This is a genomic window from Stenotrophomonas sp. STM01 (genome assembly GCF_014852135.1).
GTDB classification, from domain to species: Bacteria; Pseudomonadota; Gammaproteobacteria; order Xanthomonadales; family Xanthomonadaceae; genus Stenotrophomonas; species Stenotrophomonas capsici.
Map to the genome: position 1 here is coordinate 13,891 of NZ_JACVBA010000003.1, position 23,660 is coordinate 37,550.

20 protein-coding genes are annotated in these 23,660 nt (G+C 67.5%); 3 read left to right on the forward strand and 17 right to left on the reverse strand.

The window, feature by feature from the left end; genetic code table 11:
- Nucleotides 1–15 precede the first annotated feature (15 nt).
- From fabZ to IB227_RS14350, 17 genes are all read right to left on the reverse strand, one after another.
- Nucleotides 16–474: a 3-hydroxyacyl-ACP dehydratase FabZ gene (fabZ, locus tag IB227_RS14270; protein WP_132865142.1), complete on the reverse strand. Its 459-nt coding sequence runs from the start codon at nucleotides 472–474 to the stop codon at nucleotides 16–18.
- Entirely contained in the window at nucleotides 471–1,493 is a 1,023-nt protein-coding gene (lpxD, locus tag IB227_RS14275) for a UDP-3-O-(3-hydroxymyristoyl)glucosamine N-acyltransferase (protein ID WP_192287966.1), read from the reverse strand. The genes fabZ and lpxD overlap by 4 nt, the downstream gene beginning before the upstream one ends.
- A 324-nt stretch (nucleotides 1,494–1,817) precedes the next feature.
- Nucleotides 1,818–4,283, reverse strand: a complete 2,466-nt coding sequence (gene bamA, locus IB227_RS14280; RefSeq protein ID WP_192287967.1) for an outer membrane protein assembly factor BamA — start codon at nucleotides 4,281–4,283, stop codon at nucleotides 1,818–1,820.
- A 71-nt stretch (nucleotides 4,284–4,354) separates the two neighbouring features.
- Nucleotides 4,355–5,713: an RIP metalloprotease RseP gene (gene rseP / locus IB227_RS14285; protein WP_192287968.1), complete on the reverse strand. Its 1,359-nt coding sequence runs from the start codon at nucleotides 5,711–5,713 to the stop codon at nucleotides 4,355–4,357.
- Between the two features lie 26 nt (nucleotides 5,714–5,739).
- Nucleotides 5,740–6,936, reverse strand: coding sequence for a 1-deoxy-D-xylulose-5-phosphate reductoisomerase (locus IB227_RS14290; RefSeq protein WP_192287969.1), 1,197 nt, complete (start codon nucleotides 6,934–6,936; stop codon nucleotides 5,740–5,742).
- 2 nt (nucleotides 6,937–6,938) lie between these two features.
- Nucleotides 6,939–7,760 carry a phosphatidate cytidylyltransferase gene (locus IB227_RS14295; protein ID WP_192287970.1) on the reverse strand — a complete coding sequence of 274 codons (822 nt, stop codon included), beginning with the start codon at nucleotides 7,758–7,760 and terminating at the stop codon, nucleotides 6,939–6,941.
- Nucleotides 7,757–8,533 carry a polyprenyl diphosphate synthase gene (gene uppS / locus IB227_RS14300; protein ID WP_318639551.1) on the reverse strand — a complete coding sequence of 259 codons (777 nt, stop codon included), beginning with the start codon at nucleotides 8,531–8,533 and terminating at the stop codon, nucleotides 7,757–7,759. The genes IB227_RS14295 and uppS overlap by 4 nt, the downstream gene beginning before the upstream one ends.
- 3 nt (nucleotides 8,534–8,536) lie before the next feature.
- Nucleotides 8,537–9,094 (reverse strand): ribosome recycling factor, encoded by a 558-nt coding sequence (gene frr, locus IB227_RS14305; protein ID WP_132865135.1) that lies wholly within the window; start codon nucleotides 9,092–9,094, stop codon nucleotides 8,537–8,539.
- Between the two features lie 78 nt (nucleotides 9,095–9,172).
- Complete coding sequence (gene pyrH, locus IB227_RS14310) at nucleotides 9,173–9,901, reverse strand: UMP kinase (protein WP_132865134.1); 729 nt, start codon at nucleotides 9,899–9,901, stop codon at nucleotides 9,173–9,175.
- A 109-nt stretch (nucleotides 9,902–10,010) separates the two neighbouring features.
- Nucleotides 10,011–11,522 (reverse strand): GGDEF domain-containing protein, encoded by a 1,512-nt coding sequence (locus IB227_RS14315; protein WP_192287971.1) that lies wholly within the window; start codon nucleotides 11,520–11,522, stop codon nucleotides 10,011–10,013.
- A gap of 172 nt (nucleotides 11,523–11,694) precedes the next feature.
- Nucleotides 11,695–12,573 carry a translation elongation factor Ts gene (gene tsf, locus IB227_RS14320; RefSeq protein ID WP_192287972.1) on the reverse strand — a complete coding sequence of 293 codons (879 nt, stop codon included), beginning with the start codon at nucleotides 12,571–12,573 and terminating at the stop codon, nucleotides 11,695–11,697.
- Nucleotides 12,574–12,707: 134 nt separating this feature from the next.
- Nucleotides 12,708–13,514 (reverse strand): 30S ribosomal protein S2, encoded by an 807-nt coding sequence (rpsB, locus tag IB227_RS14325; protein WP_192287973.1) that lies wholly within the window; start codon nucleotides 13,512–13,514, stop codon nucleotides 12,708–12,710.
- Between the two features lie 361 nt (nucleotides 13,515–13,875).
- The gene (locus tag IB227_RS14330) at nucleotides 13,876–14,835 is read right to left on the reverse strand and encodes a spore coat protein U domain-containing protein (protein ID WP_192287974.1); all 960 of its coding nucleotides are present in this window, start codon (nucleotides 14,833–14,835) and stop codon (nucleotides 13,876–13,878) included.
- 89 nt (nucleotides 14,836–14,924) lie between these two features.
- Nucleotides 14,925–15,821: a fimbria/pilus outer membrane usher protein gene (locus IB227_RS14335; RefSeq protein WP_192287975.1), complete on the reverse strand. Its 897-nt coding sequence runs from the start codon at nucleotides 15,819–15,821 to the stop codon at nucleotides 14,925–14,927.
- An 8-nt stretch (nucleotides 15,822–15,829) separates the two neighbouring features.
- The gene (locus tag IB227_RS14340) at nucleotides 15,830–17,521 is read right to left on the reverse strand and encodes a fimbrial biogenesis outer membrane usher protein (protein ID WP_192287976.1); all 1,692 of its coding nucleotides are present in this window, start codon (nucleotides 17,519–17,521) and stop codon (nucleotides 15,830–15,832) included.
- Nucleotides 17,472–18,239, reverse strand: a complete 768-nt coding sequence (locus IB227_RS14345) for a fimbria/pilus periplasmic chaperone (protein ID WP_192287977.1) — start codon at nucleotides 18,237–18,239, stop codon at nucleotides 17,472–17,474. The genes IB227_RS14340 and IB227_RS14345 overlap by 50 nt, the downstream gene beginning before the upstream one ends.
- A 41-nt stretch (nucleotides 18,240–18,280) precedes the next feature.
- Entirely contained in the window at nucleotides 18,281–18,793 is a 513-nt protein-coding gene (locus IB227_RS14350) for a spore coat U domain-containing protein (RefSeq protein WP_192287978.1), read from the reverse strand.
- Nucleotides 18,794–19,134: 341 nt separating this feature from the next.
- Between IB227_RS14350 and map the strand changes: the two genes are divergently transcribed.
- The 3 genes from map to dapD are packed head-to-tail and all read left to right on the forward strand — an operon-like array spanning nucleotide 19,135 to nucleotide 23,611.
- Nucleotides 19,135–19,911, forward strand: a complete 777-nt coding sequence (map, locus tag IB227_RS14355; protein WP_132865122.1) for a type I methionyl aminopeptidase — start codon at nucleotides 19,135–19,137, stop codon at nucleotides 19,909–19,911.
- Nucleotides 19,908–22,553 carry a [protein-PII] uridylyltransferase gene (locus IB227_RS14360; protein ID WP_192287979.1) on the forward strand — a complete coding sequence of 882 codons (2,646 nt, stop codon included), beginning with the start codon at nucleotides 19,908–19,910 and terminating at the stop codon, nucleotides 22,551–22,553. The genes map and IB227_RS14360 overlap by 4 nt, the downstream gene beginning before the upstream one ends.
- Entirely contained in the window at nucleotides 22,553–23,611 is a 1,059-nt protein-coding gene (gene dapD / locus IB227_RS14365; protein ID WP_192287980.1) for a 2,3,4,5-tetrahydropyridine-2,6-dicarboxylate N-succinyltransferase, read from the forward strand. The genes IB227_RS14360 and dapD overlap by 1 nt, the downstream gene beginning before the upstream one ends.
- Nucleotides 23,612–23,660: the final 49 nt, after the last annotated feature.

Consider the following 23,660-nt stretch of genomic DNA (forward strand, 5'->3'; position numbering starts at 1 on the left):
AAGACTCCGGCTGGATTACTCGCGGGTGCCGGCGCACAGCACTTCTGCGTGCGCGACCACTTCACCGTCGACCTTGGCTTCGCCGTAGTACACGGCCATGTTGCGGATCACGCGCTTGACCTGCACATGCAGCTCCAGCACGTCGCCCGGCACCACCTGCTTCATGAAGCGCACGTTGTCGACCTTGACCAGGTAGAACAGCTTGGACTGCGCATCACGGCCCAGGCTCAGCTGGGTCAGCACGCCACCGGCCTGCGCCAGCGCCTCGATGATCAGCACGCCCGGCATGATCGGCTGGCCGGGGAAGTGGCCCTGGAAGAACGGCTCGTTGATGGTCACGTTCTTGTGCGCAACGATGCGCTTTCCTTCCACGTCCAGCTCGACGACCTTGTCGACCAGCAGGAAGGGGTAGCGGTGCGGGATCAACGTCTGGATGGTGTTGACGTCGACGGGCAGCTGCAGCGGTGCGTTCATTCCTTCTCCTTGCTCACAGCCAGGATGCGCCGCGCGAGCGCATCGAGCTGCTTGAAGCGCGCGGCGTTCTTGCGCCACGTGCGGTTATCGGTCAATGGGGTACCGGACGAGTACTCGCCCGGTTCGGTAATGGAGTTGCGGACCACCGACTTGCCGGTGATCACCACGTGGTCGCAGATTTCCAGGTGGCCGACCACGCCTACCGCACCGCCGAGCAGGCAGTAACGGCCGATCTTGGCGCTGCCGGCGATGCCGGTGGAACCGGCGATGGCGCTGTGCGCGCCGATCTGCACGTTGTGGGCGATCTGCACCAGGTTGTCCACGCGCACGTCTTCGTCGAGCACGGTGTCTTCCAGCGCGCCGCGGTCCACGCAGCTGTTGGCGCCGATCTCGCAGTCGTCGCCGATGCGCACGCCGCCCAGCTGCGGCACCTTGATCCAGTGGCCGTTGTCCATCGCCAGGCCGAAGCCCTCGGCGCCAAGCACTGCGCCGGGATGGATACGCACGCGCTTGCCCAGCTTGACCCGGGCGACCAGGGTGACGCGGGCCAGCAGTTCGCTGCCGGCCTCCACGATGCAGTCATCGCCGATCACGCAGCCCGGGCCGATGATGGCGGCCTCACCGATCATCGAGCGTGCGCCGATGCAGACGTGGGGACCGATGTGCGCGCTGTCCGCCACCGTCGCGCTGGGATCAATCACCGCGCTGGGATGGATGCCGGGCTCGCGGACCGGCACGGTTTCGAACAGTGCACCGATCTTGGCGAAGGTGGTGTAGGGATCCTTGGCGATCAGCGCGGTGCCGGGTGCGGCCTCGGCATCATCGGCGCGCAGCACCACGATCGACGCCTTGCTGTCGGCCAACTGCGCGCGATAGCGGGGATTGGCGAGGAAGGTCAGCTGGCCGGGGCCGGCATGGGCGAGCGTGGCCACGCCGGAGATGGCAGCAGCCGGATCGCCGTGCACCTGCAGGCCGAAGCGGTCGGCAAGTTCCTGTGCGGTATGGGTAGGAATATTCACGTGGCGAGTTTACAGCCTGTGCAGGTGGTGGTCATGCGGGCGGCCCGGCCGACGTGGCGCGAGCCAGACGGACGTGGACCGGCCAACAGCGGTCAGGGCGTGGACCGGAAAGGAAGCCAGCGCCCGCCACCGCCCATGCAGGCCGGGGAGGGGGCAGTAAACCGGAAGCCCTAAACGACCAGAACCGCGCGCCGGCGGTTCTGGAGGAAAGCCCCTTTGGTAAGGGCGCGTGGGGATCTGGAAGTCCCGGAGCGCGCCCCGGCAGCGCGCCCATGGCGTGATGCCGGGTACCCCGGGTCGCCCCGGGGTCAGCGTGGCAGTTGCTTAGAACTGCCCACCGAAGGTGAACTGCAGGCGTTCGATCTCGTCGCCGTCTTCCTTCTTCAGCGGGATCGCGTAGCTGATCGAGATCGGGCCGACCGGGGCGCGCCACAACAGGGCGACACCGGCCGAGGCACGCAGCTCGTTGGCCTTGAAGTTGTCCACGCCGTTGTAGACGTTGCCGAAGTCGACGAAGGCCGACACGCGCGCGGACGGGCTGTCGAACAGCTTCGGGAAGTAGGCTTCGATCGAGCCGACGGTCTTCACCGAGCCACCCAGCGGCTGGCCGTTGTAGTAGCCGGCCATGACTTCCGAGCGCGGGCCCAGGGTGTTGTCCTCGAAGCCGCGCACCGAGTTGGTGCCGCCGGCGTAGAAGTTCTCGAAGAACGGCAGGCCGGTGGCCTTCACCTGACGGTGGTTGGCGGTCGGGTTGGTGGCGCAGTCGACGACCTGGGTGGTGTCCGGGGTGCCTGGGACCGCCGGCGTGCTGCCGTTGGCCGGCGTGCCCGGCGTACCGGGGATCACGTTCCAGCAGATGTCACGGACCTTGTCGCTGCCGTACGAATCACCGTAGCCCAGTTCCAGGCGGGTGTTGATGACCAGCGACGGGATGATCGGCCAGTACTTGGAGAACTGGTAGCTGAGCTTGTAGTACTCCACGGTCGAACCCGGCAGCGTGGCTTCCAGGCCCACGCGCTGGTAGGTACCGGCGGTCGGCATGAAGTAATCGTTGCGGGTGTCGCGCGCCCAGCCCAGCTCGGTACGCCAGGAGTGGAACGTCTTGGCGCCGACGGCCTCGATGTAGTTGATGATCGCCGCCGGCGTGTAGCCCGGGTAGGTCGTGATCTGGTTGCTGTCGATGCCGAACATCAGCGAGAACGCATCGTTCTCGGTGATCGGCACGCCGAACACCACCTGCGCCGCACCGTTGGTGCTGTTGTACTGGGCGGTGTTGAAGTCGGAGTAGTCCAGCTCGCGCCAGGACAGGTTGTAACCCAGCGACACGCCGTCATCGGTGAAGTACGGGTTGGTGTAGGAGAAGCCATAACGCTGCAGGTAGCTGCTGCGCGAAGCCTCGACCGACACGCGGTTGCCGCCGCCCAGGAAGTTGTTCTGCGACAGCTGCACCGAGGTGGTCATGCCGTAGGACTGCGAGTAGCCCAGGCCGAACACGAAGCTGCCGGAGGTGGTTTCCTTGACGTTGTAGACCACGTCGACCTGGTCGTTGCTGCCGGTGACCGGGGTGGTTTCCACGTCCACCGACTCGAAGTAACCCAGGCGCTGCAGGCGGATCTTGGAGCGGTCGATGGCGGCCTGCGAGTACCAGCTGTTCTCGAACTGGCGCATCTCGCGGCGCAGCACCTCGTCGGCGGTGCGCGAGTTGCCCTTGAACACGATGCGGCGCACGGACACGCGCGGGCCCGGCACGACCTGCATGTTCACCGCCACGGTGCGGTCACCGCGGTTGCTGGTCGGGATCGGGTTGACCTTGGCGAAGGCGTAGCCGATGTTGGACAGGCTGTTGGTGATGCTGTCCGCGCTCAGCTCCAGCAGGCCGCGCGAGAAGATGTCGCCGGACTTCTGGAACACCATCTTCTCCACCGTTTCCTGCGGCAGGATGGTGTCGCCGGTGACCTTGATGTCGGAGATCTTGTACTGCTCACCCTCGGTCACGCCGGTGGTGATGAACATGTCGCGCTTGTCGGGGCTGATCGAGACCTGGGTGGAATCGACGCTGAAGTCCACGTAGCCGCGGTTGAGGTACCAGGAGTTCAGCTTTTCCAGGTCGCCGGACAGCTTTTCCTTGGAGTACTGGTCGTCGCGGCGGTACCACGAGGCCCAGTTGTGCTCCTTGGACTCCCAGGTTTCCAGGATGTCCTCGGCCGGGAACTTCTCGGTGCCGATCAGGTTCACGTGGCGGATCTTGGCAGCCTTGCCTTCCTTCACGGCAATGGCCACGTCCACGCGGTTGCGGTCCAGCGGGCTGACGGTCGGGGTGATCTCGACGTTGTACTTGCCTCGGTCGTTGTACTGGCGGCGCAGCTCCTGGGTCACGCGGTCCAGGCTCAGGCGGTCGAAGGTGCCACCCTCGCTCAGGCCGATGTCGGCCAGGCCCTTGAGCAGTTGCTCGCTCTTGATGTCCTTGTTGCCGGTGACGGTCAGCTTGTTGATCGCCGGGCGTTCCTTGACGGTGACGACCAGGATGTCGCCCTGGCGGTCCAGCTGCACGTCCTCGAAGAAGCCGGTCTTGTACAGCGCACGGATGGTGTCGCCGACCTTGGCATCGTCGACCACGTCGCCACGCTCCACCGGCAGGTAGGTGAACACGGTGCCGGAGGAGATGCGCTGCAGCCCGTCCACGCGGATGTCGCTGGCGGTGAACGGCTCGGCCGCCTGTGCGAGCGCAGGCAGTGCCAGGCCGGCAGCAAGGGCGAGGGCTAGCAGGCGGCGATTGGGGAGTCGCGTCATATCACGTCCGGTTGGAGTCGATTTCAGAGTTGCGTGGGTGCCGGCGTATGACGACGTCAGCGGGAAAAAGTTCATCGCGGGACCAGGCTGAGGATGTCGTTGTAGAACGCCAAGCCCATCAGCCCGGCCAACAGCGCCAGGCCGATGAATTGACCCGTCGCCATGGCACGCTCGCTCAGCGGGCTGCCCTTGACCAACTCGATAAGGTAATACAGCAGGTGCCCGCCGTCCAAGACAGGGATGGGCAGCAGGTTGATGATGCACAGGCTCAGCGACAGCAGGGCCAGGAAATACAGGAACCAGTCCACCCCGCGCTCGGCCGAGGCATTGGCCACGCGGGCGATGGTGATCGGGCCGGAAACGTTCTTCAACGAGGCGTGGCCGGTGAGCATCCGGCGCATCATGCCAAGCGAATCTGACGCCAGTTTGCCAGTCTCGCGCACCGCGGCCGGCAGGGCGGCCAGCACACCGTACTGCTGGCGGGCGTCATAGGCAGGGGCCTGCCCCTGCTGGAAACCCACGCCCAGCAGCCATTGCGGCTTGCCGTCGGCACCCTGCCCGGGCTTCGGGGTCAGTTCCAGCGCCAGGCGCTCGCCATTGCGCTCGACCTCGACCATGCCGGGGCCGCCGCGCTTGCCCAGCGCCTGCACCAGCGGGGTGACCTGGTCCATGCTGTCCACGCGCTGGCCATCGACGGCCAGGATCAGGTCGCCGCTCTGCAGCAGGTTGGCGGCGGCCGAGCCGGTGACCACGCTGTCGACCCGGGCCGGCTGCAGCGAGAACTGCCAGACCAGGCCGGCCTGGGCCGGAACCTGGCGCTCGTCGAAGCCGGCCGGCAGCTGTGACAGCGGCAGCACCCGGGTGCGCTCGTTGTCCAGGGCGTCGCGGACGCGCACATGGGCGTCCTGGCGGTCCATGGCCGCGGTGGTCAGCGCCATGCTGGCCTCGGCCCAGGTGTCGACCTTGCGCCCATCCACCTCCAGCACGCGGTCGCCGCTGGCGAAGCCGGCGCTGGCAGCGACGCCGGTGGTGCGGCCGAGGGTGGCTGAATAGTCCTGCCGGCCGATCACGAACATCACCCACAACAGGGCTATGCACAGCAGCAGGTTGGCGGCCGGGCCGGCGGCGACGATGGCGATGCGCTGCCAGACGGTCTTGTTGTTGAACGCGACCGCGCGCTCCCCGGCGGGGACCTCGACCTCGCGCTCGTCGAGCATCTTCACGTAGCCGCCCAGCGGGATCGCGGCGATCGCGAACTCGGTGCCGTCCTTGTTGTAGCGGCTCCACAGCGGCTTGCCGAAGCCGACCGAGAAGCGCAGCACCTTCACCCCGCAGCGGCGGGCCACCCAGTAATGGCCGAATTCATGGAAGGTCACCAGCAGGCCAAGGCTGACGATCATCCACCACACGGAACCGAGGAAGTCAGCCATGTGCAGCGCTCGGTTGGGGGAAGGGCTCAGACATGCGGCAGGTGGGCGATGGCGGTGCGGGTGGTATGGCGGGCCTGTGCATCAGCGGCCAGCAGGGCCTCCAGTGTATCGGCGGCCGCGTGAGGCAGGGTGGAGAGGGCATGTTCCACCAGCGCAGGGATCGACAGGAAGCCTATGCGGCCCTGAAGAAAGGCTGAAACCGCTTCTTCGTTGGCCGCGTTCAGGATGGCCGGGGCGGTGCCGCCGGCGTCCATCGCCTGCCAGGCCAGGCGCAGGCAGGGGAAGGCGTCCAGGTCCGGGGCCTCGAAATCCAGCCGGCCCTGGCTCAGCAGGTCCAGCCCGGCCACGCCGGATTCGATGCGGCGCGGCCAGCCCAGGCCCACGGCCAGGGTGGTGCGCATGTCCGGCAGGCCCATCTGGGCCAGGGTCGAGCCGTCGATGAACTCGACCAGCGAATGCACCAGGCTCTGCGGGTGGACCAGCACGTCGATGCGCGAACCGGGCACGTTGAACAGGTGGTGGGCCTCGATGACCTCCAGCCCCTTGTTCATCAACGTCGCCGAATCCACCGAGATCTTCGGCCCCATCGACCATTTCGGGTGGGCCACGGCCTGGGCGACCGTGACCGTCTCCAGCGCGGCCCGGCTGCGGCCGCGGAACGGGCCGCCGGAGGCGGTGAGGATGATCCGGCGCACGCCGGCGTCCAGGCTGGCATCGCGCGAGCGCAGGCACTGGAAGATGGCGTTGTGTTCGCTGTCGATCGGGATGATTTCAGCGCCGGCGGCGGCCGCTTCCCGGGTCAGCAGGGTGCCGGCCAGGACCAGCGATTCCTTGTTGGCCAGCAGCAGACGCTTGCCGGCGCGGGCGGCGGCGAGCGTGGAGGCCAGGCCGGCGGCGCCGACGATGGCGGCCACCACGGTGTCACAGGCGGCGCTGGCCGCCAGCGCCTCGATGGCGGCATGCCCGGCATGGGCTTCGGTCGCCAGCCCGGCGTCGGCCAGCCCGTCACGCAGGCGTTCGAACAGGGCCGGGTCGGCGATCGCGGCGTGGTCCGGGCGGTGGGTGCGGCACAGCGCGAGCAGCGCATCCACGTTGCTGCCGGCGGCCAGCACGCTGGCGCGCATCTGCTCCGGGTGGCGGGCGATGACGTCCAGCGCCGAGGTGCCGATGGAGCCGGTGGCGCCGAGGATGGCGACCTGGCGCGGGGTCGAGGAGGAGGACATGGTCAGAAACCGAAGATTTCCTTGCCCAGCGCGAATACCGGCAGCGCGGCCAGCACACCGTCGATGCGGTCCAGCACGCCGCCGTGGCCCGGGATCACGTGGCCCGAATCCTTGGCGCCGGCGTGGCGCTTGAGCAGGCTTTCAAACAGGTCGCCGAGCACCGAGGCCAGCACGGCGATGGCCGCCACCAGCATCAGCCAGCCGAACTGCGACATCTGCACTCCGGCGATCCAGCCGAACACGCCCGCGGTGACCATGCCGGCGACCAGGCCGCCAAGCAGGCCTTCGATGGTCTTGTTGGGGCTGATGCGCGGGGCCAGCTTGTGCTTGCCGAAGGCGCGGCCGGCGAAGTAGGCGCCGGAGTCGGCCGCCCAGACCAGGGTCAGGGCGGTCAGCAGCCAGCGGTGTCCGTTCGGCTCGCTGCCGTGGATGAGCACCAGCGAGGCCCAGGCCGGCACGATCGCCAGCGTGCCGGCCGCCAGCTTGAGCGGGCGGGCGCCGCTTTCCTCGTGCGCGCCGAAATTGAAGAAGCGCAACCACAGCAGGGCCAGCAACCAGAAACCGACGCCGATCAGCGCGGTCAGCTGGAACAGCACGTCATAGCCGGCCGAAGCCCAGACCAGCAGCACCATCAGCAGCAGGTTCAGGACCAGCAGCACGGTGCGCGGCAGGCCGTCCACGCCGGACAGCTTCAGCCACTCCCACAGCCCGACCAGGAACACCAGCGCGGCCGCGGCCGCCAGCCATTGGGTGGGCAGCAGCAGAATCGCGCAGATGGCCACCGGGGCCATGATCAGCGCGGCGATCACTCGGGTCTTGGTCATGGAAGGGCGCTCTCGGCCGCCTTGCCGGCGGCGATCTGGGCGCTGGTCAGGCCGAAGCGGCGTTCGCGCCCGGCATAGTCATCCAGTGCCTGTTGAAGGATGGCAGCATCGAAGTCCGGCCACAGCACCTCGGTGAACCAGAGTTCGGTATAGGCCAACTGCCACAGCAGGAAGTTGCTGATGCGGGTGTCGCCACCGGTGCGGATGAACAGGTCCGGCGGCGGCATGTCGGCCAGGGCGACGTGTTGCCCGAGCAGGGTCTCGTCGACCTGGTCGGGGCGCAGCGTGCCCGCGGCGATCTGCTCGGCCAGGCGTCGGGCGGCCATGGCGATGTCCTGGCGGCCGCCGTAGCTGGCAGCGATGCTCAGGGTCATCGTAGCGTTGGCCGCGGTGCGCTGCTCGGCCTTGTCCATGCGCTGGACGATGCTGGCGGCGAAGCGGGAGCGGTCGCCGATGAAGCGCACGCGCACGCCGCGCCGGTGGAGTTCATCCACCTCGCGGTCCAGCGCGCCGAGGAACAGCTTCATCAGCGCGTCCACCTCGTCCTGCGGGCGACCCCAGTTTTCACTGGAGAACGCGAACAGGGTGAGCGCGGCGATGCCGCGTTCCAGGCAGAAGTCGATGGTGCGGTTGACCGCGCGCGCGCCGGCGCGGTGGCCGATCATGCGCGGCCGACGGCGTTGCTGCGCCCAGCGCCCATTGCCATCCATGATGATGGCAATGTGGCCCGGCAGGCGCGGTGCGGGTGTGCCGCTGGGCAGGACGGATGGCACCGGTCAGACCGCCATCAGTTCCTGTTCTTTCTGCTTGACGATGTCGTCGACGTCCTTGATGGCCTTGTCGGTCAGCTTCTGGATGTCGTCCTGGGCGCGACGGTCGTCGTCCTCGGTGATGGCCTTGTCCTTGAGCAGCTTGGCCACGTCCTGGTTGGCATCGCGACGGATGTTGCGGATGCCGACCTTGGTCTCCTCGCCTTCCTTGCTGACCGACTTGGCCAGTTCCTTGCGGCGCTCCTCGGTGAGCGGCGGCAGGTTCAGGCGGATCACCGTGCCCATGGTGGTGGGGGTGATGCCGATGTCCGAGGCGTAGATGGCCTTCTCGACTTCCTTGATCATGTTCTTGTCGAACAGGGTGATGACCAGCGAGCGGCCTTCGGACACGCTGATGCTGGCCACCTGGTTCAGCGGGGTGTCGGTGCCGTAGGCCTTGACCTTGATGCCGTCCAGCAGCGCCGGGGAGGCACGGCCGGTACGGATGGTGGTGAGGGTGTGGCGCAGAGCGTCGAGGCTCTTTGCCATGCGCGTCTGCGCCGTGGTTTTGATGTCGTTGATCATCGCCCGAATCCTTGATGGTGCTGGAACCGGGCGATTATAGGCGAAGACCCCCCTCCATCGGACCGGAACCGTGGAAGGTCAGTGTGCGTCGCGGCCGTGGACGAGGGTGCCGATGTTCTCGCCGTGCAGGATCTTGAGCAGTTCGCCCGGCTGGCCCATGTCGAATACGCGCAGCGGCAGGTCGCTGTCGCGGGCCAGGGCGAAGGCGGCGGTGTCCATCACTTCCAGGCCCTGGCTGATGACCTGGTCGTAGCTCAGGGTGTCGTAGCGGACCGCGTCGGCGTGCTTGTTCGGGTCCTTGTCGTAGACGCCGTCGACCTTGGTGGCCTTGAGCAGCAGGTCCGCGCCGATCTCGATGGCGCGCAGCGCGGCACCGGAGTCGGTGGTGAAGAACGGGCTGCCGACGCCGGCGGCGAAGATCACCAGGCGGCCCTTTTCCAGATGGCGGATGGCGCGGCGGCGGATGTAGTCCTCGCACACGTCGTTGATCTTGATCGCGCTCATCACGCGCGCCTTGGCGCCGAGCTTCTCCAGCGCGTCCTGCATGGCCAGCGCGTTGATGACCGTGGCCAGCATGCCCATCTGGTCGCCGGTGACGCGGTCCATGCCGCCGGCGGCCAGGCCGGCGCCGCGGAAGATGTTGCCGCCGCCGATCACCAGCGCCACTTCGGCACCGGCCTGCTGGGCTTCGATGACCTCACGCGCCAGGCGGTTGATGATCTTGGGGTCGATGCCGTAGTCCTCATCTCCCATCAGCGCCTCCCCGGAGAGTTTCAGAAGGATGCGTTGGTAGGCGAGTTTGGACATGACGACCTCTGGTGGCTGGAAAACGCGGGAATTCTAACGGAACCCGGGTCGTACAGTCAGAGCTTTGTTGCAGTGCGGCGACAATTTGCGGGAATTGCCGCCCGCCGGTTCAGCAGGCGGACGGTTGCGACACCGGGGACGGTGCGCGGGCGATGACCCGGTTGCGCCCCAGGTTCTTGGAGCGGTAGAGCACGTCGTCGGCGGCCTGGAGCAGGCCACGGGTGTCGCTGAAGCGCTCGTAGGCGCCATGGGTGGCCACCCCGGCGGAGAAGGTGACGTACAGCGGCGCCTCGTTGACGATGGCCATCGGGGTCTGGGTGATGACCTGCAGCACGCGGCGGATCACTTCCACCGCGATCTGCTCGTTCGCGCCTGGGAACAGCACCACGAACTCCTCGCCGCCGAAGCGGGCGACGGTGTCGGTGCCGCGCAGCTGGCCCTGCAGCCGGCTGGCGAAGGCCTGCAGCACCTGGTCGCCGACCAGGTGGCCGTGCTGGTCGTTGATCTTCTTGAAGTCGTCCAGGTCGATGAAGGCCACCGACAGCGGCCGGGCGGCGGCGCTGGCGCGGGTGAACTCCTGTTCCAGCACGACTTCCAGCTGGCGCCGGTTGAGCACGCCGGTCAGGGCATCCAGGTGGGCCTGTTCGGACAGGCGCCGGGCCTGGGCCTCGAAATCGTCGGCGCGGCGGTGCGAGGCGCTGGCGTCCTGCAGCTCGCGCAGGTTGCGCAGGGCCATCAGCTCACTGGCGTGGTCGAGCAGGTAGGTGATGCGTGCCGGCGAGGGGACCGGGATGTCGAACAGTGCGCTGATCTCCGGCAGCATCTGGCTCATCTGCTGCAGGACCTGCTCGAACTGGGCGCTGTCCAGGCCGAGCTGGGTGTGGACCAGGTTCAGCGCGTGGGCACGGGCCGCGTCGACGTCGTCGGCCAGCCACATCTCGGCCAGCGCGCCGGACAGCGCCACGCAGCGTTCGAACGGGTCGGCCGGTTCGGCCGGGGGTTCGCTGTGCGCGATGGCGTGGGTGAGGTAGTGGGGCAGGCCCCACATCTCCACCAGTCGGGAACCAATGTCGGCGTGGGTGCAGTCGAACAGGGCGCGCTCGTGGTCGAGCAGGCTGTCGTTGCTGGTGGCATCGGCCAGGATGGCCGGGTAGCTGTCGGCACGGACCTGCAGCAGGGCCAGGATGCCGATGTCCTGCAGCAGACCGGCCAGCATCAGTTCCTCGAGGCGGCGCACGCCGATGGCCAGGCCCAGGTAGCGGGCGCCCAGTGCGCTGAGGATGCCGCGGCGCCAGACCGCCTCATGCAGTTGCGCGTTGCGTGCGTCGTCCTCCAGGGCTCGCGAGAGACTGAAACCCAGTGCGAGCTGCAGGGTGGCGTTGAGGCCGAGCATGGTCAGCGCCTGGCCGAGGTTCTCGATGCGGCGGCGGCTGGCGTAGAGCGGGGAGTTGGCGATGCGCATCATGCGCGCGCTCAGGCCCATATCCAGTGCAATGACATCGGCCGCGGTGGCGATATCGGTCTCCGGATCCTGCGCCAGCTCGATCAGGCGGACGGCGATGGCAGGCGGCGAGGGCAGGTTGCGGCAGAGGGACAGTGCAGCGTTGAGCTCGGGCGACATGACAGGCAGGCAGGAGGCAATCCCTCAAAGCATACAGACACCCCCCGAATATGAAAGGGGCGTCATGGTTTTGCATGAAAGTGGTTGCACTTCCCGTGTGCTTCGGTTTGCGGAAAAACAAAGAAGCCGCGGAGGTCCGCGGCTTCTTCGGTGTTGCGGGCTCAGGCAGGGATCAGACCTGCATGGCCTTGGCAACTTCGGCGGCGTAGTCTTCCACCACCTTCTCGATGCCTTCGCCGACCATCAGGCGCTGGAAGCCGACGACGTCGCCACCGGCGGCCTTGACGGCCTGCTCGACGGTCTTGTCGCTGTCCAGCACGTAAGCCTGGCCGTACAGGGTCACTTCGCTGATGATCTTGTTGATCTTGCCGCTGATGATCTTTTCCAGGATTTCGGCCGGCTTGGCCTTGTCCTTGTCGGTCATCTTGGCCAGCTCGATTTCCTTTTCCTTGGCAACGAACTCGGCCGGCACGTCGGCGGCCTTGTTGTGCGGCGGGTTCATCGCGGCCACGTGCATGGCCAGGCCGTTGGCCAGCTCGGCGTTGCCGCCGGCCAGGTCGACCAGCACGCCGATCTTGCCGTTGGAGTGCACGTAGGCGCCCACGGTGTTGTTGCCGTCAACCTTGACCAGGCGGCGGATCTGGATGTTCTCGCCCAGCTTCTGGATGGCGGTGGCGCGGGTTTCCTCGACGGTCTCGCCGGTCGGCAGCTTGGCCGACTTCAGGGCTTCCACGTCGCCAGCGCCGGAGGCCAGGGCGGCCAGGGCGACGGAATCAACGAATGCCTTGAAGTTGACGTCGTTGGCGACGAAGTCGGTTTCCGAGTTCACTTCGACCAGCACGGCCTTGCCGCCGTCGACGGCGACGCCAATGCGGCCTTCGGCGGTGACGCGGTCAGCCTTCTTGTCGGCCTTGGCGGCGCCGGACTTGCGCAGGGCCTCGGCAGCGGCGTCGATGTCGCCGTTGGTTTCGGACAGAGCCTTCTTGCACTCCATCATGCCGGCGCCGGTGCGCTCACGCAGTTCCTTGACCAGGGAAGCAGTGATTTCCATGGAATTTCCTCACGAATAGAAAGGGGCAGGCCGGCAATGGTCGCCGGCCGTTGTTACGTGGCCCTGTCAGAAGCCGGCGCGCTGGGCTGCCGGTACAGGGAGAGCGGGCGCAGGGGCTGCGCCCGCCGGGTGCATCAGGCCGAAGCCTCGTCGCCCTTCTTGGCGCCCTTCTTGGCCGGAGCGCGGCGAGCCGGCTTGGCTTCTTCGCCGGCGTCGGCGTCGGCGAACTCTTCCTCGCGCACCGAGGCGGCGTTCGGAGCAGCGGCCTTGCCTTCCAGCACGGCGTCAGCGGCGGCGCGGGCGTACAGCTGCACGGCGCGGATGGCGTCGTCGTTGCCCGGGATGGCGTAGTCCACCAGTTCCGGGTTGTAGTTGGTGTCGACCACGGCGATCACCGGGATGCCGAGCTTCTTGGCTTCCTTGATGGCGATGTCTTCGTGACCGATGTCGATGACGAAGATGGCGTCCGGCAGGCGGTTCATTTCCTTGATGCCGCCCAGCGAGGCTTCCAGCTTGTCGCGCTCGCGGCGCAGGCCCAGCACTTCGTGCTTGACCAGCTTGTCGAAGGTGCCGTCGGTTTCACCGGCTTCCAGTTCCTTCAGGCGGGCAACGGACTGCTTCACGGTGCGGAAGTTGGTCAGGGTGCCGCCCAGCCAACGCTGGTTCATGAACGGCATGCCGCAACGCTCGGCTTCTTCCTTGATGGCTTCGCGCGCGCTGCGCTTGGTGCCCAGGAACAGGATGGTGCCGCGCTTCTGGGCAACGGAGGAGATGAAGTTCATCGCATCGTTGAACAGCGGGACGGTCTTTTCCAGGTTGATGATGTGGATCTTGCCGCGGGCGCCGAAGATGTACGGAGCCATCTTGGGGTTCCAGTAGCGGGTCTGGTGGCCGAAGTGGACGCCGGCTTCCAGCATCTGACGCATGGTGATCTGGGGCATTGCAAAAACTCCTGACGGGGAACCGGCTGCCGGGTAAAAGGAAGGGCAGTCCGCATTGAAGCGGTAGGTTCCGGGGTTGGGCTTCCCCGACGCCTCCGTGGCCGAACCCTGACTGGCAGGGCACCCCGGCACGGATGGGGGCGAAGGGTGTGGATTCACCGATGACGCACGGCGTGGGCGGCATTTGACAGGGCAGGGCCCGGCAAAGCCCGCGAAGTATAGCGGTAGCGGGTGTCGGCCGCAAATTGCCAGGCCCGGCGGCGCCTGGGGGCGGGCAGATGGGCGGATCAGTAGGTCAGGGTCACGGTCACGGTGTCCGTGTAGCTGTCGGCGCGGGTGCCGGGCTGGGCGGGCGGCACCTTCAGAAGGTGAGCGTGACCGTGATGGTGTCGCGGTAGCTGCCCGGTGCGGCGGTGGGGTCGCTGGAGACACGGCCATGGACCGTCAGTGATTGTTCGACATTGGTGCCGATGCCACTGACCCCGGTGGCCCGGGTATTGCCCCAGCGTTCGAGCAGCGCGGGGTCCCGGTACAACTCGTAGCCGAGGCGCTTGCCGCCGGCGTTCATGAAGCGACGGCCCGCCTGGGCGTAGGCGCCATCGTTCAGGGTGACGTGCCATGCGGTATTGGTCGGGCACTTGAACCGGATGGTCGAGGTCTGCTCCAGCGCGGCAGCCAAGCCGCCGGCCGTGCCGAAATCCATGTCGGTAGCAGTGGAGATTCTGCAGGTGTTGGCGGCGCGTGCGTGGATCCCGCTCCAGGTGAAATTGGCGATGCCGGCACCGCCAAAGTGGCCTGGCGTCCCGGCGCGGCACTCGCTTTCCGTCGGTGTGTACACGTAGCCGTAGCTGTACCGCACCATCGAATTGGTTGGCAGCCCTTTGTAGGCCGAGGTGGCGGGCAGGTTCTGCCCCGCCCGTACCCGGCCATGGATGGGAAAGTCATGGTAGTAGGTGGCCCGCGGGGCGACGCCGAAGGTGGCACTGTGCAGGGGATGGTTGGATCCCGGTGTGCCGATCATCAGCGTCCGGCTGGAATCAGAGTAGAGGTCATAGTTCATGTAGGCATCCGTGCCGTTGTACATCCGCCGTGGTGCGATGCCGGCAGGCGAGCCTTCGCCGATGAACAGGCAGACCCGGAACAGGGCGGTGCTGATCAAGGTGTTGGTGTCACCGCTGCATTCCACGCGAAGGTAAGCGCTGGCATCGCGCGCACCGCTGCCGGAGACGGTGCCGAAATCCAGGGATGCCTGCTGGCGGACAGTGCACACCGGGTAGGCAGCAAACGACAGGCAGGGCGCCAACAGGATGGCCAGGGCCAACAGCACCTGCGTTGGCCATGCGTGGGCGTGGCTCCTGGAGTGGATGCACATCAGGGGGCCGGGACGGCGCAGGGGAATGCAGGAATGGCTCATTGGCAGACCACATCGGCCAGGTTGATGCGCCCTTCGCGCAAGGGTGTTTCGGGCACGGCGGTGTTGCAGGCGTCGCTGTCGGAGCGGAAGTGCAGGTGTGCCAGCGGGGGCGGATCGAGCAGGTAGACCTTGCCTTCGTGACCCACCAGCGTGGTGGCCGGTGGGGCGCCGGGTGCCTTGAGGGTGAGGCGGCTGCCAGCCGGCAACCATTGGCCGGCCCGGTCGCGCACGCCGAACTGGATGGCCAGGGTGCGACGCATCGCAAACGCCACCTGGATCCCGCTGCGTGTTTCCGGTACGGCGTCATGCCGGACGGTCTCCAGCAGCATGTCGGCCGGCAGGTCCAGCGGGTCGATGGACAGTTGATTGCGTTGCCAGGCAGTGAGTTGCGGAATCAACAGCTGTCCATGCTTGTTGGTGACGCCGACGGTGCGGTTCTCCAGTTGCACCGGGACGCCGGCCACGCCGCTGGTGGATACAAGGGCGAAGGCGTCATCGACACGGGGCAGTGTGTGCAGGCGCCCGCCCAGCCAGGCGAGTCCGCCGTTGGCACCAGCGTAGAGCAGCGGGCTGTTGCCGCTGCGGTTGTCGTGGTCCAGGCCGGCCGTCCATTGGCCATGGTTGCCGTGCTGACTGATTTCCCCGCGCGCGCCGAAGCGGCGATTGCCCACGCTGGCCTGCGCGCGCCAGCCCAGTTTGCCCTGCTCGCGGCTGGCGCTGCGATGGGCTTCCACGGACAGGCTGTTGCCGCCGCGGTCATGGCCGATGGACGCGGCCGTGGCGGTGTGCCGGTCCAGGGGCATCGACCAGTACAGAAACGCGCTCTCGCCGCGGTGGTCGGTGAGGTCGCGGTTGACGCTGAGGTTGAGCAGCGCACCGCCGGGGGACGTCATGGACCAGTTCAGTCCTGCATGGCGGTTGCGCGAGGTATCCGGGTGCTGCTGCATCTGCCGCCGCGGTCATGGCCGATGGACGCGGCCGTGGCGGTGTGCCGGTCCAGGGGCATCGACCAGTACAGAAACGCGCTCTCGCCGCGGTGGTCGGTGAGGTCGCGGTTGACGCTGAGGTTGAGCAGCGCACCGCCGGGGGACGTCATGGACCAGTTCAGTCCTGCATGGCGGTTGCGCGAGGTATCCGGGTGCTGCTGCATCACATAACTCAGGCCCAGCTGTCCGGCTGGGGTGCTGATGCCGAGGGAGGCCTGTTCGGTCCGGCGCGGCAAGGTGGCGCCCTCATGCACGGCGGCCACGTCGCGATAGTCCGCGCTGCGGCGCAACGTGCTGGCCGCGGCGGCAAGCCGCGATGACGTCCATTGGTAACCCAGCCCCCGTTGCTGGCCCGTCCTGGCACCGGCGCGACTGCTCGCCCACGAGCCGCTGACTACCCCGCCACGCTGGCCAAGCAGCAGGGCCGCGCCGGCTCCGGCCTGGCCGATGCCGTGACTGCCCTCGACATGGGTCTGCAGGGTCAGGTGCTTGCTCATGCCATGGCGAAGGCTGGCGCTGGCCAGGGGGAAGTCGCCGTAACGGAGGGAACGCTGGCCGTATTCGCGTCGGATTACCCCACCCTCGAGCGACCAGTCCGACAGCCCCGCCTGCAGCAGGCGGGGGCTGCCATACAGGCTGAAGTCCAGCGCGCGACGTTGTCCGTTGATATCGGTGATGACCAGTTGCGCCTGTCCGGTGCCGTTGAGCGAAGGGCTGCCATCCAGCTGGAAGCGGCCGGGGAGCAGGGAATGGGTGGATTGCCGGATGCCGTCGATGTACAGGTCCACCGTGGAGGGCAACACCGCCTCGCCGGAGAATGCGGCCAGGGGCGTGGTGATGCGGTAAGGCTGCAGGGCGAAGTTGCGCGACAGTCGAATGCCGCCGATACGCGTCGCGCGTGACCATTCCAGCGCACTGGTGGTGGTGTCGCCCACGGTCAGGGTGATCATGGATTCGGGGAGATCCAGCTGCCAGCGACTGTCCAGGCGCGTGTTGCGGGCGCGGACGTCCGCCTTGGCGGGCCCGGCATGCAGGCGGCTGCGCATCGTGTTGCTCCAGACACCACGGCCCACGCCGAACAAGCGCAGTTCGTTGAAGCCGCTGAGGTTGCTTCCCTCACCGGAGCGCTGGCCGTACAGGTCGTAGTTGAGTACCGCACCGGGCACGCGCTGGCGTGCATCGCGCGGTGCGGCCTCGGTGCGGGTCAGGTCGATATGCGCCATCGGGCGGTCGAGCATCTCCACCGGCGCCAGCAGGTCGAGGCGTTGCCGTGGTGCGTCGTACTGCACGCTGAGCCCCGCCAGCGAGGGCAGTTCGACCAGGTGCCGGGTGGCAGCCCCGGCCGGCAGTCGGAGCCCCAGTTTCCACAGGGTGGCCGGGCTGGCCAGCAGCACGTCACCGCGTCGTACGAAGCGTGCCAGCTTGCCGGTGGCGGCCTCGTTGACGCGGGTGTCCAGGTAAAGCACGTGCTCGCCGACCGCGATATCCATCGCATCATTGGCAGGGGCGTCGGCCAGGGCGAGCCCGGTGACCGCGGCGGCAACGGCCTGCCGAAGCCTACTGGCTGGCAGTGATCTGCGGCAGCGCTTGTGGGTCGGTGTCGTCATTGAGTCTTGCGTGAAGCGTGCCGTTGCCGTGCAGGGGCGAAGGCAGGGGCAGTGTCCAGCGCACGCCGGCGCCCGGCAGCACGTAGCCCAGCAGGCCCGGGGACAATTCGATGTCCGGGCCCGTGGGCGTCACCCAGCGCAGCTGGCTGATGCGGATGCGTTGTGTGCCGTGGTTGTGCAGCGCCAGGGAGAGGTTGCCGCGTTCCTTCGTCCAGTGGCCCTGCAGGTGGTGTGCGTCCGTTGGCAGGCGGCCGCCGCTGCGCTCCAGTTGGGGCACTGCACCGGGCGGCAGTACGAACACGGGGATGGAATAACGCAGCAGGAACTGCAGGCCAGGGGCGGGGGTATCCGCGTCGCCGGGCAACTCGTCGACGATCAGGCGGAACGCTTTCTCCTGGTTATTGATAACGGGTTCGGCCTGTACCAGCCGTACCAGTTGGCTGTGGCCTGCCGCGATCTCGATCAGTGGCGGACTGGCGAGCAGGGCGTCGGAGGAATGCAACACGTCCTGCTGACCCGCTTGTGTCCACTGCTGGACGCGGATCTGCGCGCGCAGCGGGTGCTGCCCGGTGTTGGCCAGCCAGAGCGTCTGCGAGTGCTGGCCATGGGCAAACTCCAGCAGGATCGGGGCGACCTGCAGGTTGCCCGCATGTGTGTTGGCCGCGGCGATCAACAGCAACGCAAATGCGGCGGTGGCGAGCCCGCGCAGGCCCGCCACCCGCGATGCGGGCGGGTGGCGTGGGGACATGAGGGGCCCGCTCAGTACGTGACGGTGGCAGTGACCGTGTCCACATAGGTGCCGGCGGGGGCATCGGTACCCGGGACGCGCCCGTACACCGGAATGGACTGTGTGGCCGCGGTGCCGGTGCCGGCCAGGGTGTTGGTGTTGCTCACATCGCCCCAGAAGTCGGTGCGCGCTGCGTCGCGGTACAGGCCATACCGGACGTAGCGGTTGTCGGCGCTGACCATCCTGCGGTTGTCGGCCGATGCCGTGGGGCTGGTCGGGTTGAGGCCGGCATTCATGGCGATCTGGTAGGGCGTGCCCTTGGTGCAGTTGAGCTGCAGGGCGCCCTGCTTGTCGATCGGGGTGGCGTCGGTGGAGCGCGCGTGGGTGCCGAAGTCGATGTCCGTGGCGCTGATGGTGTGCACATCGCAGGACTCGGTGATGACGATCTTGACCTGGAACTGGGTGGCATCCGTGGCGGCGAGGGCGGCGCCGGGCAGGGAGGCAGCCAACAGGCCGGCGAACAGATGAGCGGTACGAGCGTTCATTGGGATCCTTGCGCGGGGGGAGTGGGGCACCGGCTGCCGCGTTGGCGAGCCCTTGCAGCAAGGCAGGAATGTGGGAGCAGGTGCGGGATCCAGTGTGCTGTCTGGCCGCCGGGCCAAAGGATGAGATATGGCCGGATCCGGGGTTTTTGTGATGCTTGTCGGCCAAATTGCCGCCAATTTGACAGAGCTGCTGTCAGCTGGGCCGTGGCGGCAACCGGAGGCTGGCGGAGCGGGCGCGTGCTTGACGGCAGGGTCGGCCGGTCCGGGCGGCCGCCGGGGCACCTAAACGTTTAATGATGTGAAAGGTTCAGCGATCTCCCCAAATGCGCGATAATCCGCCGATGGCAATCCAACTGAAAACCCCTGAAGAAATCGAGAAGATGCGCATCGCCGGCCGCCTGGCTGCCGAGGTGCTCGACATCATTGGTCCGCACGTCAAGCCCGGTGTCACCACCGAGGAACTGGACCGCATCTGCCACGATCACATCATCAACGTGCAGGGTGCGATCCCGGCCAACGTGGGCTACCGCGGGTTCCCCAAGACCGTCTGCACCTCGGTCAACAACGTCATCTGCCATGGCATCCCGAGCGAAGCCAAGGTGTTGAAGGACGGCGACATCGTCAACATCGACGTGACCGTCATCAAGGACGGTTGGCACGGTGATACCAGCCGCATGTACTACGTCGGCACCCCGTCGGTGATGGCCAAGCGCCTGGTGGAGACCACCCGGGAAGCCATGTGGCGCGGCATCCGTGCGGTCAAGCCGGGCGCGACGCTGGGCGACGTGGGCCACGCCATCCAGGAGTACGCCGAATCCGAACGCTTCAGCGTGGTGCGCGAGTACTGCGGGCATGGCATCGGCAAGGTCTACCACGACGAGCCGCAGGTGCTGCATTACGGCCGTCCGGGCCAGGGCCTGGTGCTCAAGCCGGGCATGACCTTCACCATCGAGCCGATGATCAATGAAGGCACCCGCTACACCAAGGTACTGCCCGACGGCTGGACCGTGGTGACCAAGGACCGCAAGCTGTCGGCCCAGTGGGAGCACATGATCGCGGTGACTGAAGACGGCGTGGAAGTGCTGACGCTGTCGCCAGCCGAATCCGCGCAGGCATGAGCCAACTGCCGGCGGGTCAGGTCGATTCCGTACCGGACGCGCCGGCAGATCCTGCCGGTGATGCGCAGTGGGCCGCGCAGGCGCGGCAATCACTGGCGCATACCGATGCGCGGTTGTGCAAACGCTTCGAGCAGGGCGACAACGTCGAGCGCCTGCTCGGGCTGCGCGCGCGCGCGGCCGACCTGCTGATCCGCCAGGCCTGGCAGCGCTGCATTGGCGATGCCGCGTTGTCCCTGTTCGCGGTCGGCGGTTACGGGCGGGGGGAGTTGTTCCCGCGCTCGGACATCGACCTGCTGGTGCTGGGCGAGGTGCCGGCCCAACAGGCGCATGAGGCGGACCTGGCGCGCCTGTTCGCGCTGCTGTGGGACGCCGGCCTGCCGGCCAGCCATGCAGTGCGTTCGGCCGAGGAGTGCACCCGGGCCGCCGCCGACCAGACCGTGTTGACTGCGTTGATCGAGGCACGCCCGTTGTGCGCGGGCAACGCCGCGCAGCAGGCGCTGGCGCGCGCGGTCGCCCCCGGGCTGGTCTGGCCGGCGCGCGAATTCTTCCTGGCCAAGCGCGAGGAACTGCAGCGGCGGCACCAGCGCTTTGGCGACACCGCCGACAACCTGGAGCCGGACATCAAGGACGGCCCGGGCGGGTTGCGCGACCTCAACACGCTGGGCTGGATGGCGCTGCGCGCGTTCGGGGTGAGCAACATCGACGCGCTGGTGGGCCTGGGCCACCTGGGCCTAGACGAGGCCGCCGCCCTCAAGCGCGAGCGGCTGGTGCTGGCGCGGTTGCGCTTCGGCCTGCACCTGGTCGCCCAGCGTGCCGAGGAGCGGCTGCGCTTCGATCACCAGAAGACGCTCGCCGCGCGCATGGGCTTCGTCGATGACGCCGAAAGCCTGGGCGTGGAAAAGATGATGCAGGGCTTCTACCGCAGCGCCGCGGTGATCCGTCGCATCAGCGACCGCCTGCTGCAGCGCTTCGAGGAACAGTTCGACGGCGAGGCGAGCCCGGAGCCGGTGGGCGATGGTTTCTCGCTGCGCCGCGGTTACCTGTCCGCCGACGACCCCGCCTGGCCGCACGGCGACATCCGCAGCCTGTTCGCGTTGTTTGCCTGCTGGGCACGCACCCCGGACGTGCGTGGCCTGCATTCGATGACCGCGCGTGGCCTGGCCGAGATGCTGGACGAGATCCCCGCGTACACCGAGGTGGACGTGGCGGTGCGCGACCAGTTCATGGCGCTGCTGCGCGGCCCGCGCGCGGTCGACACGCTGGCCCGGATGGCGCGCCTGGGCGTGCTCGGCCAGTGGATCCCGGCGTTCGCGCAGGTGTCCGGGCGCATGCAGTTCGACCTGTTCCACGTCTACACGGTGGACCAGCACACCTTGATGGTGCTGCGGAACATCGGCCTGTTCGCTTCCGGGCGCGCGGATGAGCGCTTCTCCATCGCCCATGAAGTGTGGCCGCGCCTGCGCAAGCCCGAGTTGCTGCTGCTGGCCGGCCTGTTCCACGACATCGCCAAGGGCCGCGGCGGCGACCATTCCGAACTGGGGGCGGTGGATGCACGCGGGTTCTGCGCCGCACATGAGCTCAGCACCTCCGACACCGAACTGGTGGCGTGGCTGGTGGAACAGCACCTGCGCATGTCGGTGACCGCGCAGAAGCAGGACATCACCGACCCGGACGTCATCCAGCGGTTTGCCGCGCTGGTGGGCGACCGCGACCGGCTGGATTACCTGTACCTGCTGACCTGCGCCGATATCGCCGGCACCAGCCCCAAGCTGTGGAATGCCTGGAAGGACCGCCTGCTGGCCGACCTGTACTTCGCCACCCGTCGCGCGCTGCGCGAAGGTGGCGAGCACACCTTGCCCGAAGCCGAGCGCGTGCAGGAAGCACGTGACAACGTGCGCGAGCAGATGCGGCTGCTCGGCCATGCCGACGCGGTGATCGACCGCCAGTTCGCGGCGATGCCGGACGAGAGCTTCCTGCGCTTCCGTCCCGAACAGCTGGTGTGGCAGGCAGCCTCGCTGGTGGAGGTGCGCAAGGGCGGCACGCTGGTGAAGGTGCGCCGCATCACTCCGGAGAGCGATGCACTGGAAGTGTTCGTGCATTCGCCGGACCGCGATGGCCTGTTCGCCGCCATCGTGATGACGCTGGACCGCGCCGGGTACGGCATCCACCGCGCGCGCGTGCTGGACGGCCCGGACGACACCATCTTCGATACGTTCGAAGTGACCCCGGCGGTGAACTTTGCCGATGGCGATACCGCGCGGCTGGAGGCGGCGCTGCGCAAGGCACTGGCCGGCAATATCCAGATCCTGCGGCCGGCGCGGCGGGTGATGCCACGCCAGCTCAAGCATTTCCGCTTCGCGCCGCGTATCGAGTTCATCGAGTCCACGCATGCCGACCGCACTTTGTTGAACCTGGTGGCGCCGGATCGCCCCGGCCTGCTGGCCGACGTGGCGCATGTCCTGCGTGACCAGCAACTGCGCGTGCAGGATGCGCGCATCGCCACGTTTGGCGAGCGCGCCGAAGACCAGTTCCAGTTGACCGACCGGCACGACCAACCCCTTACCGAATCCTCCCGGCAGGCCCTGCGCGAAGCGTTGCTGGCCAGCCTGGAGCCTGAAAAAACGCCAGGAGACCCCCACTGATGGCCACCCGGAAACCCGCCGCCAAGAAGGCTGCACCGACCAAGAAGACCGCCGCCAAGCCGGCAGCCCCCGCGCCTGTTGCGAAGAAGCCCGTTGCAAAGAAGCCGGTGGTGAAGAAGCCCGCTGCAGCGGCCAAGCCGGCAGCGAAGAAGGCGGTGGCCGCCGCCAAGCCGAAGACCATCGAATCGGTGGGGCCGCGCAGCCTGCGCAAGCCGCCGGCGCCGGGCGTGGCGGAAATGAAGTTCAGCATCGAGAGCGCGTTCGAGCGCCGCGCGATGCTGACCGTCGACGAGATCGAAGGGTCGACCCGCCCGCTGGTCAACCGCGTGATCGATGGACTGGAGTCGGGTGAATTCCGCGTCGCCGAGCCCGATGGCAATGGCGGCTGGAAGGTCAACGAATGGTTGAAGAAGGCGGTGCTGCTGTATTTCCGCGTCAACGACATGGCGGTGATGGAAGGCCGTCCGGCACCGTTCTGGGACAAGGTCGAATCGCGCTTCGAAGGCTATGACGAAACCCGCTTCCGCCAGGCCGGCGTGCGCGTGGTGCCGGGCGCGATCGCCCGCCGCGGTACGCACTTCGGCAAGGACGTGGTGCTGATGCCGAGCTTCACCAACATCGGCGCGCACGTGGGTGAGGGCACCATGGTCGACACCTGGGCCACGGTGGGTTCGTGCGCGCAGATCGGCAAGCACTGCCACTTGTCCGGCGGTGCCGGCATCGGTGGCGTGCTGGAGCCGCTGCAGGCCAGCCCGACCATCATCGAGGACCACTGCTTCATCGGTGCGCGTTCGGAAGTGGTGGAAGGCGTGGTCGTCGGCCACCACAGCGTGATCGGCATGGGCGTGTTCCTGAGCCAGAGCACCCGCATCTACAACCGCGCCACCGGCGAGGTCAGCTACGGCTACATCCCGCCGTACAGCGTGGTGGTCAGCGGCTCGCTGCCGTCCAAGGACGGCACCCACTCGCTGTATTGCGCGGTGATCGTCAAGCAGGTTGATGCCCGGACCCGCAGCAAGACCAGCGTCAACGACCTGCTGCGCGGCCTGGCCGACTAACGCAGCAGCCCCTGGCGTTCCCTTCTCCCGCGAGCGGGAGAAGGTGGTG

What these genes read in the sequence shown, in the direction of transcription:
- fabZ (WP_132865142.1), bottom strand. Translation starts at nt 474, where the DNA reads ATGAACGCACCGCTGCAGCTGCCCGTCGACGTCAACACCATCCAGACG.
- bamA (WP_192287967.1), bottom strand. Translation starts at nt 4,283, where the DNA reads ATGACGCGACTCCCCAATCGCCGCCTGCTAGCCCTCGCCCTTGCTGCC.
- rseP (WP_192287968.1), bottom strand. Translation starts at nt 5,713, where the DNA reads ATGGCTGACTTCCTCGGTTCCGTGTGGTGGATGATCGTCAGCCTTGGC.
- IB227_RS14290 (WP_192287969.1), bottom strand. Translation starts at nt 6,936, where the DNA reads ATGTCCTCCTCCTCGACCCCGCGCCAGGTCGCCATCCTCGGCGCCACC.
- IB227_RS14295 (WP_192287970.1), bottom strand. Translation starts at nt 7,760, where the DNA reads ATGACCAAGACCCGAGTGATCGCCGCGCTGATCATGGCCCCGGTGGCC.
- frr (WP_132865135.1), bottom strand. Translation starts at nt 9,094, where the DNA reads ATGATCAACGACATCAAAACCACGGCGCAGACGCGCATGGCAAAGAGC.
- pyrH (WP_132865134.1), bottom strand. Translation starts at nt 9,901, where the DNA reads ATGTCCAAACTCGCCTACCAACGCATCCTTCTGAAACTCTCCGGGGAG.
- IB227_RS14315 (WP_192287971.1), bottom strand. Translation starts at nt 11,522, where the DNA reads ATGTCGCCCGAGCTCAACGCTGCACTGTCCCTCTGCCGCAACCTGCCC.
- tsf (WP_192287972.1), bottom strand. Translation starts at nt 12,573, where the DNA reads ATGGAAATCACTGCTTCCCTGGTCAAGGAACTGCGTGAGCGCACCGGC.
- rpsB (WP_192287973.1), bottom strand. Translation starts at nt 13,514, where the DNA reads ATGCCCCAGATCACCATGCGTCAGATGCTGGAAGCCGGCGTCCACTTC.
- IB227_RS14335 (WP_192287975.1), bottom strand. Translation starts at nt 15,821, where the DNA reads ATGACGTCCCCCGGCGGTGCGCTGCTCAACCTCAGCGTCAACCGCGAC.
- IB227_RS14340 (WP_192287976.1), bottom strand. Translation starts at nt 17,521, where the DNA reads ATGACGACACCGACCCACAAGCGCTGCCGCAGATCACTGCCAGCCAGT.
- IB227_RS14350 (WP_192287978.1), bottom strand. Translation starts at nt 18,793, where the DNA reads ATGAACGCTCGTACCGCTCATCTGTTCGCCGGCCTGTTGGCTGCCTCC.
- map (WP_132865122.1), top strand. Translation starts at nt 19,135, where the DNA reads ATGGCAATCCAACTGAAAACCCCTGAAGAAATCGAGAAGATGCGCATC.
- IB227_RS14360 (WP_192287979.1), top strand. Translation starts at nt 19,908, where the DNA reads ATGAGCCAACTGCCGGCGGGTCAGGTCGATTCCGTACCGGACGCGCCG.
- dapD (WP_192287980.1), top strand. Translation starts at nt 22,553, where the DNA reads ATGGCCACCCGGAAACCCGCCGCCAAGAAGGCTGCACCGACCAAGAAG.